The 18,097-nt window shown below is 69.4% G+C and carries 19 protein-coding genes; 6 read left to right on the top strand and 13 right to left on the bottom strand.

The genetic code is table 11. The features are described from left to right. Positions 1 to 13: 13 nt before the first annotated feature. Positions 14 to 1,309, bottom strand: a complete 1,296-nt coding sequence (gene purD / locus EKG36_RS09680) for a phosphoribosylamine--glycine ligase (protein WP_126483511.1) — start codon at positions 1,307 to 1,309, stop codon at positions 14 to 16. Between the two features lie 80 nt (positions 1,310 to 1,389). Next, the gene (phaR, locus tag EKG36_RS09675) at positions 1,390 to 1,845 is read right to left on the bottom strand and encodes a polyhydroxyalkanoate synthesis repressor PhaR (RefSeq protein WP_126483509.1); all 456 of its coding nucleotides are present in this window, start codon (positions 1,843 to 1,845) and stop codon (positions 1,390 to 1,392) included. Between the two features lie 100 nt (positions 1,846 to 1,945). Here phaR and EKG36_RS09670 point away from each other — a divergent pair, with 100 nt between their 5' ends. Beyond that, on the top strand, positions 1,946 to 2,659 hold the full coding sequence (locus EKG36_RS09670) for a 16S rRNA (uracil(1498)-N(3))-methyltransferase (RefSeq protein ID WP_126483507.1): 714 nt from the start codon (positions 1,946 to 1,948) through the stop codon (positions 2,657 to 2,659). Positions 2,660 to 2,665: 6 nt separating this feature from the next. Here EKG36_RS09670 and rloA3 read toward each other — a convergent pair whose 3' ends face one another. The 11 genes from rloA3 to EKG36_RS09615 all read right to left on the bottom strand — a co-directional run bounded on the left by rloA3 (position 2,666) and on the right by EKG36_RS09615 (position 12,400). Beyond that, positions 2,666 to 3,223 (bottom strand): retropepsin-like aspartic peptidase RloA3, encoded by a 558-nt coding sequence (gene rloA3, locus EKG36_RS09665; RefSeq protein ID WP_126483505.1) that lies wholly within the window; start codon positions 3,221 to 3,223, stop codon positions 2,666 to 2,668. 29 nt (positions 3,224 to 3,252) lie between these two features. Beyond that, on the bottom strand, positions 3,253 to 4,500 hold the full coding sequence (locus EKG36_RS09660) for a lytic murein transglycosylase (protein WP_126483503.1): 1,248 nt from the start codon (positions 4,498 to 4,500) through the stop codon (positions 3,253 to 3,255). Positions 4,501 to 4,555: 55 nt separating this feature from the next. Then, positions 4,556 to 5,005 (bottom strand): DUF3429 domain-containing protein, encoded by a 450-nt coding sequence (locus tag EKG36_RS09655; RefSeq protein ID WP_126483501.1) that lies wholly within the window; start codon positions 5,003 to 5,005, stop codon positions 4,556 to 4,558. Further along, the gene (locus EKG36_RS09650; protein WP_126483499.1) at positions 5,002 to 6,411 is read right to left on the bottom strand and encodes a DASH family cryptochrome; all 1,410 of its coding nucleotides are present in this window, start codon (positions 6,409 to 6,411) and stop codon (positions 5,002 to 5,004) included. Before EKG36_RS09650 ends, EKG36_RS09655 begins: the two co-directional genes overlap by 4 nt. Before the next feature lie 213 nt (positions 6,412 to 6,624). Next, entirely contained in the window at positions 6,625 to 7,026 is a 402-nt protein-coding gene (gene mnhG, locus EKG36_RS09645) for a monovalent cation/H(+) antiporter subunit G (protein WP_126483497.1), read from the bottom strand. After that, complete coding sequence (locus tag EKG36_RS09640; RefSeq protein WP_126483495.1) at positions 7,019 to 7,288, bottom strand: MrpF/PhaF family protein; 270 nt, start codon at positions 7,286 to 7,288, stop codon at positions 7,019 to 7,021. Before EKG36_RS09640 ends, mnhG begins: the two co-directional genes overlap by 8 nt. A gap of 16 nt (positions 7,289 to 7,304) precedes the next feature. Further along, positions 7,305 to 7,778 (bottom strand): Na+/H+ antiporter subunit E, encoded by a 474-nt coding sequence (locus EKG36_RS09635; protein ID WP_126483493.1) that lies wholly within the window; start codon positions 7,776 to 7,778, stop codon positions 7,305 to 7,307. Continuing rightward, positions 7,775 to 9,286, bottom strand: coding sequence for a Na+/H+ antiporter subunit D (locus EKG36_RS09630; protein ID WP_126483491.1), 1,512 nt, complete (start codon positions 9,284 to 9,286; stop codon positions 7,775 to 7,777). Before EKG36_RS09630 ends, EKG36_RS09635 begins: the two co-directional genes overlap by 4 nt. Beyond that, entirely contained in the window at positions 9,283 to 9,630 is a 348-nt protein-coding gene (locus EKG36_RS09625; protein WP_126483489.1) for a Na+/H+ antiporter subunit C, read from the bottom strand. Before EKG36_RS09625 ends, EKG36_RS09630 begins: the two co-directional genes overlap by 4 nt. A 12-nt stretch (positions 9,631 to 9,642) precedes the next feature. After that, positions 9,643 to 10,077, bottom strand: coding sequence for a Na+/H+ antiporter subunit B (locus EKG36_RS09620; protein ID WP_126483487.1), 435 nt, complete (start codon positions 10,075 to 10,077; stop codon positions 9,643 to 9,645). Continuing rightward, positions 10,070 to 12,400 carry a putative monovalent cation/H+ antiporter subunit A gene (locus EKG36_RS09615; protein WP_126483485.1) on the bottom strand — a complete coding sequence of 777 codons (2,331 nt, stop codon included), beginning with the start codon at positions 12,398 to 12,400 and terminating at the stop codon, positions 10,070 to 10,072. The genes EKG36_RS09620 and EKG36_RS09615 overlap by 8 nt, the downstream gene beginning before the upstream one ends. Before the next feature lie 254 nt (positions 12,401 to 12,654). On the opposite strand from EKG36_RS09615, the gene EKG36_RS09610 reads away from it, so the two are divergent. Genes EKG36_RS09610 through EKG36_RS09590 form a run of 5 tightly spaced genes read left to right on the top strand, consistent with a single transcriptional unit; the run spans position 12,655 to position 18,089 of the window. Beyond that, entirely contained in the window at positions 12,655 to 15,477 is a 2,823-nt protein-coding gene (locus EKG36_RS09610) for a monovalent cation/H+ antiporter subunit A (RefSeq protein ID WP_126483483.1), read from the top strand. Continuing rightward, complete coding sequence (locus EKG36_RS09605; protein ID WP_126483481.1) at positions 15,477 to 15,824, top strand: Na+/H+ antiporter subunit C; 348 nt, start codon at positions 15,477 to 15,479, stop codon at positions 15,822 to 15,824. The genes EKG36_RS09610 and EKG36_RS09605 overlap by 1 nt, the downstream gene beginning before the upstream one ends. Further along, a complete protein-coding gene (locus EKG36_RS09600; protein WP_126483479.1) occupies positions 15,821 to 17,332 on the top strand; it encodes a monovalent cation/H+ antiporter subunit D in 1,512 nt (503 codons plus the stop codon). The genes EKG36_RS09605 and EKG36_RS09600 overlap by 4 nt, the downstream gene beginning before the upstream one ends. Next, complete coding sequence (locus EKG36_RS09595; protein ID WP_126483477.1) at positions 17,329 to 17,826, top strand: Na+/H+ antiporter subunit E; 498 nt, start codon at positions 17,329 to 17,331, stop codon at positions 17,824 to 17,826. Before EKG36_RS09600 ends, EKG36_RS09595 begins: the two co-directional genes overlap by 4 nt. Continuing rightward, positions 17,820 to 18,089, top strand: coding sequence for a K+/H+ antiporter subunit F (locus tag EKG36_RS09590; RefSeq protein WP_126483475.1), 270 nt, complete (start codon positions 17,820 to 17,822; stop codon positions 18,087 to 18,089). Before EKG36_RS09595 ends, EKG36_RS09590 begins: the two co-directional genes overlap by 7 nt. Positions 18,090 to 18,097 lie beyond the last annotated feature (8 nt).

Genomic DNA, 18,097 nt, shown 5'->3' with positions numbered 1-18,097 from the left:
TGCGGCGGCAGGATCAGCGCTCGCCGCGCTCGCGGGCGATGGCGCGGTGGGCGATGTCGCGGCGATAGAGAGCCTCCGGCCAGTGGATCTCGGCCACCCCCCGGTAGGCCAGATCACGGGCGGCGGAGACGCCCTCGCCCAGGGCGGTGACGCACAGCACCCGGCCGCCGGCGGTGACGACCTCGCCCGACTCGCCCTCGGCGGTGCCGGCGTGGAAGACCTTGCAGCCGGTGGCCTCGGCGGCCTCGAGGCCCTGGATGGCATCACCCTTGCGGTAGCTGCCGGGATAGCCGCCGGCGGCCATCACCACTCCCAACGCGGCCCGCTCGTCCCAGTCACAGCCGTGCCCTGCCAGCTCGCCGCGGGCCCCGGCCAGGCACAGCTCGGCGAGATCCGAGGTCAGGCGCAGCAGGATCGGCTGGGTCTCGGGATCGCCGAAGCGGCAGTTGTACTCGATCACCTTGGGATTGCCCTCGGTATCGATCATCAGCCCGGCATACAGGAAGCCGGTATAGGGGTGGCCCTCCTCGGCCATGCCCTGCACGGTGGGCCGGATGACCCGCGCCATGATGCGCTCGAAGACCGTCTCGCTGACCACCGGCGCCGGAGAATAGGCTCCCATGCCGCCGGTATTGGGGCCACTATCCCCATCGAAGGCGCGCTTGTGGTCCTGGCTGGTGGCCAGGGACAGCACCGTCTCGCCGTCGACCATGACGATGAAGCTGGCTTCCTCGCCCTCGAGAAACTCCTCGATCACCACCCGGGCCCCGGCGTCGCCGAAGGCATTGGCCTCGAGCATGTCGCGTACCGCCGCCTCGGCCTCCTCGACGGTCTCCGCGACGATCACGCCCTTGCCGGCGGCCAGGCCGTCGGCCTTGATCACGATGGGCGCGCCCTTCTCGGCGAGATACGCGAGAGCCGGCTCCACCGCCACGAAGGTGCGGTACTCGGCGGAGGGGATGGCATGCCGGGCCAGGAAATCCTTGGTGAAGGCCTTGGAGCCCTCGAGCTGGGCCGCGCCGGCGGTGGGCCCGAAGATCGCCAACCCCGCCTCGCGGAAGCGGTCCACCACGCCCGCCACCAGCGGTGCCTCGGGGCCGACGATGGTCAGCGCGACATCCTCGTCCCGGGCGAAGGCCACCAGGCCGTCCAGGTCGTCGACGCCGATGGCCACGTTCTCGAGTCCCGGCTCTCGGGCGGTGCCGGCATTGCCGGGCGCCACGAAGACGGTCTCGACCCGGGGCGACTGGGCGACCTTCCAGGCCAGGGCATGTTCGCGGCCACCGCCGCCGATGATCAGAACCTTCATCCGCTGCTCTACCTCAATACCTCGGGGAAACATCGCGGCATTATGTCAGAAACCGCTCCCGACCGCCGCCCCGGGTAGATTCACTTGTCCTCGGAGTCGTCGTTCTTCTTGCCGGTCGCGCCGAGGTTCTGCTGCCAGAAGCGCATGTTCTCCTCGGCCAGCTCACGCATCATCTCCATCGGGGTATGGCGCATGGCCTGCTGCCACTGGTCCTGCATGCGCTTCTGCTGCTCCAGCATCAGCCGGGTGCCCTGCTCCAGGTAGCGCGCCAGGGGCAGCGGCTGGGCCATGTCGTAGACGCGGATGAACTGGGCCAGCAGATCGTTGGAGAATACCTCGGCATCGCCCCCGGCCTGTTCCTGCTCGATGATGATGGTCAGCAGGATGGTCCGGGTCAGGTCCTCGCCGGACTTGGCATCCTCGACGCGAAAGGGCACCTCGTCGAGGATCAGGCCCCGCAGATCCTCGAGGGTCACGTAGCGGCTCTGTTCGGTATCATAGAGCCTGCGGTTGGCATACTTGCGAATCACGCGCACGGCGCTGCTCCTTGTCGTGGCAGGTGGGCGGTCGCCCCCTTATGCAGTTATTGTGCACCGCGCCACCATCCATGCAAGGCAAAAGGCATCACGAGGCCCCATGAACCTGATCCTGCTCTCGCCCGAGGACATCGAAAACGACCATCTGGCGCGGGTCCGCGACCCGCGTCGCCTGGCGCACCTCACGGAGGTCCATCGGGCGCGAGCCGGCGATGTCATGACGCTGGGCATCGCCAACGGCCGGCTGGGACGCGGCGCGCTGCTGACCCTCGACGAGCGGGAGGCGGTGTTCGACGTGTCCGGCCTCGACCAGGCCCCGCCGCCACCGCTGCCGGTGCACCTCGTCCTGGCCCTGCCGCGCCCGCGCATGCTGGCCAGGACCCTGGAACACGTCACGGCGCTGGGGGTGAAGGAGCTGACCCTGCTCAACACCCGTCGGGTGGAGAAGAGCTACTGGCAGTCGCCGGAACTCGGTGACGACAAGATCCGCCGTCACCTGGTGCTGGGCCTGGAACAGGCCCGGGACACCCGGCTGCCGACGGTGACCCTGGCCAAGGGCTTCCGGCCCTTCGTCGAGGACCGCCTGCCCGCACTGCTGGCGGGTCGCCAGGGCCTGCTGGCCCATCCGGGCATGGCGGAGGCCTGCCCCCGGGGTGTCGAGACTCCCACCCTGCTGGTGGTCGGGCCGGAGGGCGGCTTTATCCCCTGGGAGGTGGAGCGGCTGCTCGCCACCGGCTGCCGGGGGATCCACCTCGGGCCGCGCATCCTGCGGGTGGAGACCGCCGTGACCGCCCTGCTCAGCCGGCTCTTCTAGCGCGGCTCAGTCCGCGTCGCCGGTCTCGCCCCGGTCGGGCGCGTGGGGCACCCGGGGCGAGGCCTCGTCGCAGTCCGCCTCGGTCAGGAAGGTCTCGCGCACGTCCAGCCGGCCGAGATGCCCGATGGTGCGGCGCCCCAGCAGCATGGGGTAGGTCATCTCCTCGCGATTGCGCAGGCTGAACTCCTCCTCGTAGCGGGTCTGCCCCACGCAGATGTCCATCAACACCACCAGCCGCTCGTCGCGTCCCCCGGCGCCGCGCACCACCATGTCGCGGTAGAGGGGCCGCTCCAGGGTCATCGAGAAGGTCTCGCCGGAGGCCTCGTCCTCGAGCATCAGTCGAAAGCGCACCCACTCCTCCCCCGCCTTCTCGAAACGTGCGATGTGGCGGGCGTCCAGGGACGAGGTCAGGGCGCCGCTGTCCAGCTTGGCCTTGACCGACACGTCCCAGGGTGCCAGCGTCACTGTCTCGATCCAGCCCACCACCCGGTCGGGGGCGGCGGCCGAGCTCAGGGCCGGCCACAGGGCCACGGCCAGCAGCAGGGGGCGAAGGATGGCGCTCATGGGAGGTCTCCTGAAGGTCATGCCGGGGATCACGGGGTCTGGTGTCGCAGGCGCTCGAGCAGGCCGAGGGTGGCGAAGCCGTCGGGGACCAGGCCGAGCCAACGCTGGAAGGCGCGCAGACCACGCCGGGTATTCGGCCCGAGGATGCCGTCCGGCGCACCAACGTCGTGGCCGAGGGCATTCAGGCGACGTTGCATCTCGCTGACTTGCGCGCGCTTCAGCGAGGGTTCCTCCCGGGGCCAGGCCCCCTCGATGGCCGGTCGACCGGCGAGGACGTCGCTCAGGCTGGCCACTGCCAGGGCATAGCTGGTGGCATTGTTGTAGCGGCGGATGACCCGGAAGTTGTGGCCGACCAGGAAGGCTGGACCTCGGGCGCCCGCTGGAGCGATCACCGCGGCGGCGGCGAGCGCCGGCAGCGGCCGGCCCTGCCGGCTCCGGATGCCGGCGGCGGCCCACTCGGCGCTGGGGCGACGGATCGCCGGATCGGTCAGCCCGTAGTCGAAGTCTGCCGGCAGCACGACCTCCACGCCCCAGGCCTCTCCCTCGCGCCAGCCGGCCGCGTCGAGGTAGTGGGCAGTGGAGGCCAGCACATCGGGAATGCTGCCCCAGATGTCGCGACGCCCGTCGCCATCGCCGTCCACCGCATAGGCCAGGTAGCTCGAAGGCAGGAACTGGGTATGCCCCATGGCGCCGGCCCAGGAGCCGACCATGCGTGCCGGAGCGATGTCACCGGCCTCGATGATGCGCAGCGCCGCGATCAACTCGTCCCGGGCGAAGTCGCGGCGGCGCCCCTCGTAGGCCAGGGTGGCCAGGGCCTCGAGGGTCGAGAAGTCGCCGAGATAGCCCCCATAGCTGCTCTCGATGCCCCAGATGGCCACCAGGATCTCGGCCGGCACCCCGTAGCGGCGGGCCGCCGTCCGGGCGGCGGCCCGATGCTCGGCCAGTCGCGCACGGCCGTTGCGGATCCGGGGCGCGGAGACGGCACTGTCCAGGTAGGCCCAGAGCGGGCGGACGAACTCCGGCTGGCTTCGATCCAGCTCGATGACCCGGGGGCGATAGCGCAGGCCATCCAGGGTGCGGGCCAGGGTCGCCTCGGCGATACCCGCCGCCCGGGCGCGCGCCCGGAAGGACGCCCGCCAGGCATCGAAGCCAGCCGTCTGCGCCCGCTCGGCGGCCGGCACACCGCTCGCGGCGACGGGCTCTGGCGCGGCGGCCCGGGCCTGGCAACCGGCCAGGGCGGCACACAGCAGGGCGAGAGAGACGATCCTGGGCATCATGGGGGTGACGTTCCTTGGCGACATGGGGCCGACGATCATCGCGCAGAACGCCGTCTCAGGCCAGTAGCAGCACGCCGAGGATCAGCAGCAGATGGCAGGCGACCACGCCCAGGGTCAGGGCGCTGCGCAGTCGCCGATACCAGGCCGGCAGTCCCGTGGTGCCCACCTCGAAAGCGCGCAGGAGGACGAACCCGGCCACCAGCAGCCAGGTGCCGGGCAGCGGCTCGAGCAGCAGCGCCGACCAGGCCACCAGGCTCGGCAGCACCGCCATCCCCAGCCGGCGCCGGAAGGCGACACTGCCCGGCGCCAGGGTACCGAGCGCCAGGCCCCAGTGGACACCTCCCAGGAACGACAGGATCACCGCCGCGTAGCCCAGGAAGGCGTGGATGGCGACACCCTGCCAGGGAGGCGGGCCCCACCAGGCCGCGGCCAGGCTGGCGACGAAGGGCAGCAGGCCGGCCAGGCCCAGCCAGCGGGGCCAGGGATCGGGAGAAACGACGGTCATGACGGGCCTCCTGGGCGATGCGGCCACGCGCCCTGGTCAGGGCGCGGCAGCAACGCCTCCTGCCAGTGGTCGGGCACCGCCAGAGGTGCCGGAAAGGCCCCCGGGGCGGCCCGCCAGGGCTGGTGCCGGGCCATGCCGGGAGCCAGCTCGGCCAGGGCCGGCTGCCAGCGGGCCACATAGGCGCCTTCGGGATCGTAGTGCTCGGCCTGTCGCAGGATATGGAAGCCACGCTCCCGGGTATCGCGGCCCACGCCGGCCACGTAGCGCCAGTTGCCCCAGTTGCTGGCCACGTCGTAGTCGATCAGGCAGCGCTCGAACCAGGCCGCCCCCAGGCGCCAGTCGACGCCCAGGTCCTTGATCAGGTAGCTGGCGACATTCTGGCGCGCCCGGTTGGACAACCAGCCGGTCCCGGCCAGCTCGCGCATGCCGGCATCGACGAAGGGCACCCCGGTCGCCCCGCGACACCAGGCCTCGAATCGCGAATCCCGCGCCGGGGGCTCGCGCCCCCCGAAAAGTGCCCGGCCCTCCTGGCGAGCGGCCCAATGGAAGTACTCTCGCCACAGCAGCTCCGAGCGCAAGGCCTCACTCGACGGGTTGGCGCCGTGCTCGTCCTCCCAGTCGCACAGGGCGTCGTGGACCTGGCGCGCCGACAGGCAGCCATGCGCCAGCCAGGGCGAGAGGCGCGTCGAGAAGTCGGCGCCCACCAGACCGTTGCGGGTCTGCCGATAGCGGGCCACGGCGCCGCTGCCCCACAGGAAATGCTCGAGGCGCACCCGTGCCGGCGCCTCGCCGCCCTCGAAGCGAAAGCCCCCCGCCGGTGAGGCGCGCCAGGCTGCCGCCGTCGGGCAAACCTCATGCAGGGCCGGCAGGCCCCGCGGCGCTCCGGACGGCCAGGGCGGCAGGGTGACCGGCGCCCCCCGAGCCCCCGGCACCCGCCACGCCCGTGCCACCCGACGCCGGAAGCGCGAGAAGCTCGGCGGCACGGCCTCGATGGCCATCGGCAGCCGCGGGGTGTCGAGCAGCGTGCCGCTTTCCTGCGTCTCCACGGGACACACCGCCTCCAGGCGCCGACGCAACCGGGCGACCCCGCGCGCCTCCTCCCAGCCGGCCTCCTGGCGCACCCGCACGCGGGTGGCATCCAGCGCTTCCGCCAGCGACGCCACTATCGTCTCCGGCTCCCCCACACGCACCAGCAGGTCGCTGCCCCGCTTGAGCAGCTCGCCGCGCAGCCCGATCAGGCACTGCCACAGGAAGGCCAGCCGGGCGGGCCCGATGCGTCGGTCCGCGAGCCAGCGCCGATCCAGCACGTGCACGCAGAGCAGCTGGTCCGGGCGGGGGTCGCCGCCGAACAGCGGGTTGTCGGCCACGCGCAGGTCGTTACGTAGCCAGACGATCTCGGTCTTCATGGGCCCTCCTCGCCCGGCTGGCGTGGCTCGCCGTCGCCGCCAGCCGCGGATCCTCGCCGTCGCCGATGTGTGCAGGACATGCGGTGATGGCTGCCGAAAAATGGACACTGAACCAATAACTGTATAGCTATTGTACATGATATGCGAGGTGGCGTGATCCGAAGCCGAGGCCGCCCGACGGTGGCCGCCAGGCTGCCCTGGCCGTCCGGTGGGTCAGGAGGGATCGCGAGGGCCGGGGTCCGACGGCTCGCCCGGCGCTTCCAGGCCGCTGTCGAGGCGGTGCGAGAGGGGATGATAGTGGGGGCGGAGTTCATCCTTCACGGTGCCGCTCCACAGCCGCGTACCGACGAAGTAGCCCGCCCGGCCGATGACATGGGCCGCCACCGGGGCCGTCATCATCAGGAAGAGCACCACCCCCAGGGCCCGGGCGACCACGCCCGCTTCGTCGAAATGCAGCGCCACCGCCAGCATGATCAGGGAGACCCCGAGGGTGGCCGCCTTGGTGGTGGCATGCATGCGGGTCAACAGGTCGGGCAGGCGGACCACACCGAGCGCGGCCACCAGCATGAAGGTGGTGCCGGCGAGGATCATGCCGACCTCGAGCCACTCAATCATCCCGCGGCCCTCCCCGCTCCACGAAGCGGGCGAAGCCGATGGTGGCCATGAAGCTCATCAGCGCCATGACGATGGCCACGTCGAGCAGCAGGGCGATGTCGGTGGCGATGGCCAGCAACCCGATGATCCCCACGATGATCGTCGCGAAGAGCTCGAGGGCCACCACCCGGTCGGGCAGGCCGGGCCCGCGAAACAGGCGCAGGAATGCCAGGCCCAGCGCCAGGGTCAGCAGTGTCAGGCAGAGCAGGATCACGATCGGCATGGCGGGTCTCCCGTGGCTAGCGGAACAGTTCCAGAGCTCGGCGCTCGAGCTCGGCCAGGCTGCGTCGCAGCGCCGGCTCGTCGCCGAGGAACATGGCATGGATGTAGAGCACGCGATGGTCGTCGGAGATATCCAGGCTCAGGGTCCCCGGGGTCAGGGATATCAGGTTGGCGACGAAGGCGATCTCGAAATCGCTGCGGGCCGCTAGCGGCATGGCGATCACCCCCGGCTTCATGTACCAGGGCGGCGTCAGGATGTCGTAGGCGACCTTGAGGTTGGCCAGCAGCAGCTGCCTGATGAAGAAGCCGACGAAGGCGACCAGCCGCGGCAGCCGCTGCGCATAGCCCGACAGGGCGGCAATGCGAGGCTGCACCAGCGCCAGCACCAGATAGGCGAAGACCAGCCCGGTCAGCAGGTTGGCGCCGCTGAAGTCGCCGGTGAGCAGCAGCCAGCCCAGGCCCAGCAACAGGTTCCACATCATGCCGATCATGGCGTCCCCCTTCCCTCTGGACCGAGCACCGCGCGGATATAGCGCTCGGGGTCGAGCAACTGCTCGGCCGACGCTTCGGCCAGGCCATAGAGGGGGCCGGCATACAGGCCGATGAACAGCGTGCACAGCGCCAGCCCCACCACCGGCGCCATCATCAGCCATAGCTCGCCCCGTTCTACCGCGGGCGGCGTGTCACCCGCCTGCGGAGAGGCCTTCCAGAACACCTCGGCCCAGATCTTGACCATCGAGAACAGGGTGAGCAGCCCTACCAGCAGGGCAATGGCGGTCACTCCATAGGCCCCGGCCTCGAGGCCGGCCCGGATCACGATGAACTTGGCGAAGAAGCCGGAGAGTGGCGGCATGCCGGCCAGCGACAGTGCCGGCACCAGAAACAGTACCGACAGCCAGGGGCGCTGCCGATAGAGCCCGCCCAGGCACTCGAGACGATAGCTGCCGCGCAGGCGATGGACGATGCCGCTGATCAGGAAGAGGTTGGTCTTCACGATGATGTGATGAACGATGTAGAAGAGCCCACCGAGCACGGCCAGGGGCGTGAACAGCGCCAGACCCAGCAGCATGTAGCCGATCTGGCTGACGATATGAAACGACAGGATACGCCGGAACTCGAACTGGGCCGCCGCCCCGAGCACCCCCGAAAGCATGGTCAGGCCTGCGCCCCAAAGCAGGATCTGATGGGTATAGCCCGGGCTGTGAGGAAAGATCAGGGTGAACATGCGAAACAGGGCATACACGCCCACCTTGGTCAGCAGCCCCGCGAACAGGGCCGAGACCGCGACCGGCGGCGTGTGGTAGGAAGCGGGCAGCCAGAAGAACAGCGGGAAGGCCGCGGCCTTGATGCCGAAGGCGACCATGAACATCATCGCCAGCACCTCGATCATGCCGTCGCCCTGGAGCAACGCCAGGCGCCGGGCGACATCGGCCATGTTCAGCGTGCCCAGCATGCCGTAGAGCAGGCCCACGGCGACCAGGAAGATCACCGACGACAGCAGGTTCAGGGTGACGTACTTGATCGCCCCCTCCATCTGGGCCTTCTCCCCGCCCAGGATCAGCAGCGCGAAGGACGCCACCAGCATCACCTCGAACCACACGTAGAGGTTGAACAGGTCACCGGTGAGGAAGGCCCCCACGACCCCCGCCAGCAGCAGGTGCAGCAGCGGAAAATAGCCGAAGGCCTGGTGCCCTCGGCCGGTGGTCGCCAGCGAGAAGAGCGCCACGGCGACGCCGATCAGCCCGGTGATGACCACCATCAGGGTGCCCAGCAGGTCGGCGACCAGGCTGATGCCGAAGGGCGCCGGCCAGGCGCCCACCTGGACCACCAGGATGCCGTCCTGCCACACCCGGTGGAGCAGCCAGCTCCCGGCGAGCAGCAACCCGCCGGTCCCGGCCACGGCGAGCCATCGCTGCAGCCGAGGCAGACGCCAGGCCATCAGGGACAAGGTCCCGGCGAGCAGGGGGATCAGCAGGGGCAGCGTAACCGCCGGGTTCACGTATCGGTTTCCTTCAGCTGGTCGAGGTCATCGGTGCGCACCACCTCCCAGGCGCGATGCACCAGCACCACGGCGAAGGACAGCACGCCGAAGGAAATGACGATGGCGGTGAGCACCAGCGCCTGGGGGAGCGGGTCGGCCACCACTCCGGCGGGCATGCTCATGCCCGGGGGGACCAGCGGCGGCGCATCGCGGGTCAGCCCGGCAGTGACGAAGACCAGCAGGTTGGCCGCATTGGAGAGCAGCATCAGGCCGATCACCAGCTTGACGATGGACCGGCGCAGCATCATGTAGATGGCGGCGGCAAAGAGGATGCCGATGGTCACGGCCAATACGGGTTCCATGGGACCTCCTGATCAGCGGATAGTATCGTCGCGGTCGGTCTCCACCAGGGCGATGATGGCGGTCAGCACCGAGCCGATCACCGCCAGGTAGACGCCGATATCGAAGATCAGCGGGGTCGAGATCTCCAGACCGACGATCGGGATTCGCCACCACTGGGCGGTAAACAGGGGCTCGCCCCGCCACCAGGCAGGCAGGGTCGAGAGCACGCCGATCAGCAGCCCCAGGCCGACGAGGTCGCGTGGAGACACCTTGAGCAGGGCGCGCAGGGCCTGGCGCCCATGGGCAAAGAGAAACAACGCCAGCCCCCCTGCAGCCACCAGGCCCGCGATAAAGCCGCCGCCCGGCGCGTCATGGCCGCGTTGCAGCAGGAACAGCGAGAACAGCAGCTGCAGCGGCACCAGCAGGCGCGCCGCGACCTCGAGGATGAGGGTGCCCGACTTAACCATGATCGTTCTCCCCGGGCCCCTCGTCCCGCCGGTCCGCGGCACTCCCGGGACGCAGGCAGAGCATGGCGAAGACGCCGGTGGCGGCGAGCCCCAGCACGATGATCTCGCCGAGGGTGTCCAGCGCCCGGAAGTCCACCAGGATGACGTTGACCAGGTTGTGGCCATGCCCCAGGGGCTGGCCGTTGGCGATCATGTACCCGGAAATGCGCGGCAGCCGCTCGCCGCCCAGCACCGACAGCATCAGCAGGCCGACCAGCCCGCCGACCAGGCTCGCCACCACCAGGTCCCGCAGGCGCCGCAGGGGCGTGGAGAGGATGGCGAAGCGCGGCAGGCGATACAGCACCAACGCCAGCAGGACCACCGTCAGGGTCTCCACCAGCAGCTGAGTGATCGCCAGGTCCGGTGCGCTGAACAGCACGAAGGTCAGGGCGATGGAAAATCCCATGGCGCCCAGGGCGGCGACCGCCGCCAGTCGGGAGCGCATCAGGCAGGCCGTCACCGCCCCGCTCACCATCAGCGCGGCGACCAGGGCCTCGTGCAGCTGGACCGACGGCATGGAGGCCCGCGAGAGCCCGTTGCGCACGAACAGGGCATGACCGACCAGCCCCAACAGCACCAGCAGGGTCATCACCAGGTAACTGCGCAGGTGGCCATTCTGCAGCCACCGGGTCTGCGCCTCGGCGAGACGCATCCACCCGCGCATCAGGGCCCCATAGCCGCCTTCCGGGCCGAGCGTCATGAACGGTTCGAGCCGAGCCGACCGGGCCCGCAGGCCATCCCAGTGGCGCACCACCAGCGCGCCCAGCAGCAGGCTGGCCAGCGACAGCCCGAGGGGCAGGGTGACGCCATGCCAGAGCGTCAGGTGAACCGCCGCCTCGCGCACGCCCAGGCCCTGCACGGTAGCCGTCACCAGGACCTCGAGGCCGTGCGGCACAAGCCCCAGCCACAGCGAGAGGCCCGCCAGCAGGGCCGGTCCGGCGAGCATCGCCGGGGAGCCTTCGCGGGGTCGTCTGGGCATCTCCCGCCTGGCCCCGAAGAAGGGACGCAGCAGGATCAGGGCCGCCACTGCCAGGGTCAGCAGGGCGGCCAGGAAGGCCAGTGACAGGGCGATCCCGCGCAGCAGGGGGGCCTCGAGCACCGCGCTGAACAGCGCCTCCTTGCCGATGAAGCCCAGCAGCGGCGGCAGGCCGGCCAGCGACAGGGCGGCGAGCCCGGCCACCAGGGCGGTCCACGGCATGGCATGGCGCAGGCCGCCCATGCCGGTCAGGTCCCGGGTCCCGGTGGCCTGGTCGAGGATGCCGGCGACCAGGAACAGCGCGCCCTTGTAGAGCGCATGCGCCACCAGGAAGACGATGAAGGCGGCCAGCGCGGCGCGGGTGCCGATGCCCAGCAGCAGGGTCATGGCCCCCAGCGCCATCACCGTGGAGTAGGCCAGCAGGATCTTGAGGTGGGTCTGGCGGATCGCCAGGCAGGCGCCCAGGGCCATGGTCAGCCCCCCCACCAGCGTGAGGGTGACGACCCAGGCGTCACTGCTGCCCAGGACGGGATGCAGCCGGGCCAACAGGTAGATGCCGGCCTTGACCATGGTCGCCGAGTGAAGATAGGCCGAGACCGGGGTGGGCGCGGCCATGGCATTGGGCAGCCAGAAGTGGAAGGGCCACTGCGCCGACTTGGTGAAGGCCCCCAGCAGCACGCAGACCAGCAGGGGCCCATGCAGGGCGTGGTCCTGGACGGCGTCGCCACGGCCGGCCAGCTCGGCCAGCGACCAGCTGCCCCCGGCCAGGGCCAGCATGACCAGGCCGGCCAGCAGTGCCAATCCCCCACCGGCGGTGACCATCAGGCTCTGCAGCGCCGCCTTGCGCGCCGCCGGATCGGTGTGGTGGAAGCCGATCAGCAGGTAGGAGGTCAGGCTGGTGAGCTCCCAGAAGATGAACAGGGTCACCAGGTTGTCGGCCAGCACCAGTCCCAGCATCGCCATCATGAAGGCGACGATCAGCACCAGAAAGCGGGGCTGGGCAGGATCATCGCGCAGGTAATCCCCCGAGTAGACCAGCACCAGGGCGCCGATGGCACAGATCAGCAGGGCGAAGAGCCAGGCCAGGCCGTCGAGGAAGAAGGTCAGGGAGATCTCCAGGGCGGGGACCCAGGGCCAGGCCAGCAGCAGCGTCTCGCCGGCGGCAATCAGCGGCCACTGCCAGAGCAGCCACAGCACCAGGCTGGCAGGCAGCAGAGCCATCGCCAGCGCCGTCCGGGCACCGAGCCAGTGGTGCAGCAGCGGCGCCAGCCCCGCCGTCACGAAACCTGCCAGCACAGCCAGTTGCATGAAGTCCCTCCGCGCCGGACGTGGCCTTCCGCCTGGGTCGGTTGTCCCCCGTCTCTCGCTTCACTCTAGTCGAGGCGACGCGTTGCAGGGCAAGGAGGGCGCGAGACGCCTTGCTTTGCGGTAGAGTGTGGGGCGAATGCCATTGATGGGCCTGTTCGCCCAGGGACGGATGCGACGCCTTGCCGCTTGCTCGGGGCCGTCCCTCGGCAGGATGGGACCCTTGGCCCAACGCAAACGCGCAGGATGACCGATCGATGACATTGCTGTGGATCGCCTTGTTGCCCCTCCTCGGTGTACTGGTGCCGCCACTGGTGGCGAACCGGGGGCGTCGTGACTGTTCCCTGGCCACGGCAGCCCTGCCGGCCCTGGCCCTCGCCCTGACCCTCTTTCAGGTGCCGGCCCTCAACGCCGGGGAGGCGCTGCGCTTCTCCGCCGAGTGGATTCCGGCGCTGGGCCTCGAGCTGGCCTTCCGGCTGGATGGGCTCACCCTGCTGTTCAACCTGCTGATCCTGGGGATCGGCCTGTTGATCCTGCTGTATGCCCATTTCTACCTCGCCCCCGAGGAGCCCTATGGGCGCTTCTATGCCTATCTGATCCTGTTCATGGCCTCCATGGTCGGCATCGTGATGGCCGACAACCTGCTGCTGCTGTGGATGTTCTGGGAGCTCACCAGCCTCTCTTCCTTCCTGCTGATCGGCTTCTGGTCCCACCGCAGCGATGCCCGCAAGGGGGCGCGCATGGCGCTGGCCGTGACCGGTGCCGGGGGGCTGGCGCTGCTGGCCGGCTTCCTGCTGCTCGGTGACATGGTCGGCAGCTTCGCCCTGGACCAGGTACTGGCCAGCGGCGAGACCATCCAGGCCGACCCCCGCTTCCCGCTGATGCTGGGCCTGGTGCTGCTGGGGGCCTTCGCCAAGTCGGCGCAGTTTCCCTTCCAGTTCTGGCTGCCCCACGCCATGGCCGCGCCCACCCCGGTCTCGGCCTATCTTCACTCGGCGACCATGGTCAAGGCCGGCATCTTCCTGATGGCCCGGCTGCACCCGGCGCTGGCCGGCAACGAGCTGTGGACGGTGGTCGTCTCCCTGGTGGGCATGACCACCCTGCTCTACGGGGCCTGGTTCGCGCTGATGAAGACCGACCTGAAGGGCATCCTCGCCTTCTCCACGGTCAGCCACCTGGGCCTGGTGACGGTGCTGCTGGGCATCGGCAGCCCCATGGCGGTACTCGCGGCGCTCTTCCACATCCTCAACCACGCCACCTTCAAGGCGGCGTTGTTCATGAGCTCCGGGATCATCGACCACGAGGCCGGCACCCGGGAACTGGCCCGCCTCGGCGGCCTGGCGAGGGCCATGCCGATCACCGCCCTGCTCACCTCGATCGCCGGCGCGGCCATGGCCGGGGTCCCCCTGCTCAACGGCTTCCTCTCCAAGGAGATGTTCTTCGCCGAGAGCCTGGCCACCCCGGTGCTGGGTGGCCTGAGCTGGCTGATGCCGGTGATGGCGACCCTGGGCGGCGTGCTCTCGGTGGCCTATTCGCTGCGCCTGGTTCACGCTGTCTTCTTCAAGCCGCCCCGCCAGTCCCCTCCCAGGACGCCCCATGAGCCGCCCCGCCTGATGCGTGCCCCCGTGGAGCTGCTGACGGCCCTGTGCGTGCTGGTGGGGCTCTTCCCCTCTGCCCTGGCCGGGGGGCTGCTCGACCTCGCCAGCCGCGACGTGCTGCTGGCGCCGCTGGAGTTCCACCTGGCCATCTGGCATGGCGTCAACTTGCCGCTGCTGATGAGCGCCATCGCCCTCATCGCCGGCATCGCCCTCTATCACCTGCATCGCTACCTGCGGCGCTTCCTCAGGGGGTTCCGACCGGTGGACGCGCGGATGATCTTCGAGGCGAGCGTGCAGCGCCTGGGGCGGCGATCGGAAGCGCTGCTCGCCCGAATCGACAATGCCTCGCTGCAGCGCTACATGGGCCTGCTGCTGATCACCGCCCTGGTGTTGACGGCCCTGGGTCTGGTCATGGTGCCAAGCCTTGCCGGCGACCGACCCCAGCGCCCGGTGGATGGCGTGCTGCTGAGCGGAGCCATCCTGCTGATCTTCAGCGGCCTGGGCACGGCCATCGCCCATCGCTACCGCCTGATCTCGCTGCTGCTGCTGTCCATGGTCGGCCTGCTGGTCTCGCTGACCTTCGCCCGCTTCTCGGCGCCCGACCTGGCCCTGACTCAGCTGTCGGTGGAGGTGGTCACCATGATCCTGCTGATGCTGGCGCTGTTCTTCCTGCCCCAGAAGACCCCGCGGGAATCCTCGCTGCCGCGCAGCATGCGCGATGTCCTGCTGGCCGGGGCCCTGGGCGTGACCATCACCAGCCTCAACTACGCCGTGCTGACCCGCGACACCTCCAGCATCTCGGGCTTCTTCCTCGACAACAGCGTCCCGGGCGGCGGCGGCCACAACGTGGTCAACGTGATCCTGGTCGACTTCCGCGGCTTCGATACCCTGGGCGAGATCACCGTGCTGGCCCTGGCGGGCCTGGCCATCTTCAAGCTGCTCAACCGCCTGAGACTGTTCATGCCCCATAGTGACGGCGAGGGCCGCCTGTGGTCACCGGACCGCTATCCGATGATCCTGACCACCATCTCCCAGGCACTGCTGCCGCTGGCCCTGCTGGTCTCGGTGTTCATCTTCCTGCGTGGCCACAACCTCCCCGGCGGCGGCTTCATCGCCGGGCTGATCACCGCAGTGGCACTGATCCTGCTGTACATGGCGCGGGGCGTGGAATGGGCCCAGGAACGCCTCGACTTCCAGTACCAGCCGGTGGCCATCGCCGGCGTCGGCGTCGCCGCGGTGACCGGGGTAGGCAGCTGGCTGTTCGGCCACCCCTACCTGACCTCGGCCTTCGGCCACTTCTACCTGCCGCTGATCGGCGATCTCGAGCTGGCCACGGCGATGATCTTCGACCTGGGAGTCTACCTGGCCGTGGTCGGCGCCACCCTGATGATCCTGGCCAACCTCGGCAAGGTGACCACCCCGCACCGCCCGGCCAAGGACGCGGCCACCCCCGCCACGACCACCGCCAAGGAGAAACGCTGATGGAAAGCCTCTATGCCATCACCACCGGCGTACTCAGCGCCTGCGGGCTCTACCTGATGTTGCGGGGGCGAACCTTCCCCGTGGTGGTCGGGCTGACCCTGCTGTCCTATGCGGTCAACCTCTTCCTGTTCTCCATGGGCGGGCTGACCACCGATGGCGCGACCATCATCGACGGTGTCCGCGACTATGCCGACCCCCTCCCCCAGGCCCTGGTGCTGACCGCCATCGTCATCGGCTTCGCCATGACGGCCTTTGCCGTCATCCTGTCGATGCGGGCCCGGGGTGACATGGGCAACGACCATGTCGACGGTCGCAAGCACGAGGAACGAGAGGAGAGCCACCGGTGATGCAGCATCTGATCGTCCTCCCCGTGGTCCTGCCGCTGCTGACGGGCCTGTTTCTGCTGCGCAGCCTCCGCGGCAGGACCCGCCTGAAGCGCGTGCTCGGCGTGACCTCCACGGGGCTGCTCACACTCGTCGCCGTCGCCCTGCTGATGCGCGCTGCCGACGGCGAGATCGCCTACTACGCGCTGGGCGGCTGGCAGCCGCCCTTCGGTATCGTGCTGGTGCTGGACCGCCTCTCGGCACTGATGGTGCTGCTCACCGCCGTGCTCGCCCTGGGCTGCGTGATCTTCGCCTGCGGCGGCGACGACGAGAAAGGCAGCAACTTCCATGGCCTCTTCCAGCTGCAGCTGATGGGCATCAACGGCGCCTTCCTCACCGGCGACCTGTTCAACCTGTTCGTGTTCTTCGAGGTGCTGCTGCTGGCCTCCTATGCCCTGTTGCTGCATGGCGGCGGCAAGTCGCGCATCCAGGCCGCCGTCCACTACGTGGTGCTCAACCTCGCCGGCTCGGCCTTGTTCCTGATCGCCGTGGGTACCCTGTATGGCGCCACCGGCACCCTCAACATGGCCGACATGGCGGTGCGCCTCGGCCAGTTGCCTGCCGAACGCGCCGGCCTGGTCACCGCCGGAGCCCTGATGCTGCTGGTGGTGTTCGGCCTGAAGTCGGCGATCCTGCCGCTGTACTTCTGGCTGCCCCGAGCCTATGCCGCGGCCCCGGCACCGGTGGCGGCGCTGTTCGCGATCATGACCAAGGTCGGCATCTACGCCATCCTGCGGGTCTACTCCCTGGTCTTCGGCGAGCAGGCCGGCGACCTGGCCGGCCTCGAGCAGCCCTGGGTCTGGTGGCTGTCGCTGGCGACCCTGGCGATCGCCACGGCAGGGGTGCTGGCGGCTCGTGACCTGCGCCTGCTGATCGCCTACCTGGTACTGGTCTCGGTAGGCACCCTGCTGGCCGGGGTCGGCATGGGCAGCGTCGAGGCCACCGCCTCCCTGCTCTACTACCTGCTGCACACCACCCTGGTTACCGGCGGCCTCTTCCTGCTCGCCGAGATGATCGGCCTGCAGCGCGGCAAGGCCGGCACCCGCATCGTCAAGGGCAAGCCACTCACCCAGGGCGGCCTGCTGGCGCTGCTGTTCCTGGCCGGCGCCGTGGCAGTGGCCGGCCTGCCGCCGCTATCTGGCGCCATCGGCAAGGCCTTGCTGCTCAACGCGGCCACCCCGGACCAGCAGCCCTGGCTGTGGCCGCTGCTGTTGGCGAGCGGCCTGGCGGCGATGATCGCTCTGTCCCGCGCCGGCTCGACCTTCTTCTGGCGCAGCCAGTCCGGCGAGCGCCATGGTGAGCGGCTGCCCCGCCACCACTGGGCGGGCGTGGGCCTGCTGCTGGCCACCTCGCCGCTGCTGGTCGCCCTGGCCGGGCCGGTCAGCGACTACACCCGGGCCACGGCCGACCAGCTGGCCCGCCCGGACGCCGTCGTCGATGCCCTGCTGCACGATGCTGGAGACGCCCCATGATCACACCCCGTTCCTGGCTTCCCATCCCGCTGCTCTCGCTGCTGCTGCTGGTGGTCTGGTTGCTGCTGGTGCGCAGCCTGGCCTTCGGCCACCTGCTGCTGGGCAGCGCACTGGCGGTCGCCATCCCGCTGTTCACCTATCGCTTCTGGGACGTGCAGCCCCGGGTCAAGAAGCCCCTGTTGCTGCTGCGCTTCATCCTCCGCGTGCTGGGCGACATCATCGTCGCCAACTTCCAGGTCGCCTGGCTGATCATCAATCCCTGGCAGCGCTCCCGCCCCCACTTCGTCGAATACCCCCTGATGCTGGAGGAGCGGTTCACCATCACCCTGCTGGCCAACACCATCAGCCTCACCCCGGGCACGGTGTCGGCCAACCTGCGCATGGACGGCAAGACGCTGCTGGTCCATGCCCTCAACGTGGAGGATGAGGACGAGCTGATCGCCGAGATCCGGGAACGCTACGAGCGGCCGCTCAAGGAGATCTACGAATGCTAGACATCGCGCTGAAGATCAGCCTGGCACTGATCCTGATGGCCATCGTACTGAACACCTTTCGCCTGGCGGTCGGCCCGAGCATGCCCGACCGCATCCTGGCCCTGGATACCATGTACGTGAATTCCATCGCCCTGATCGTGCTGATGGGGCTATGGCTCAATACCAAGACCTACTTCGAGGCGGCCCTGCTGATCGCCATGCTCGGTTTCATCAGTACCGTGGCCGTCTGCAAGTACCTGTTACGCGGCGATATCATCGAATAGGGGCATCG

The sequence above is a fragment of the Halomonas nitroreducens genome, assembly GCF_003966155.1.
GTDB lineage: Bacteria > Pseudomonadota > Gammaproteobacteria > Pseudomonadales > Halomonadaceae > Halomonas > Halomonas nitroreducens.
The sequence above is the reverse complement of the archived record's forward strand: the minus strand, read 5'-3'. Positions and strand labels throughout refer to the sequence as shown.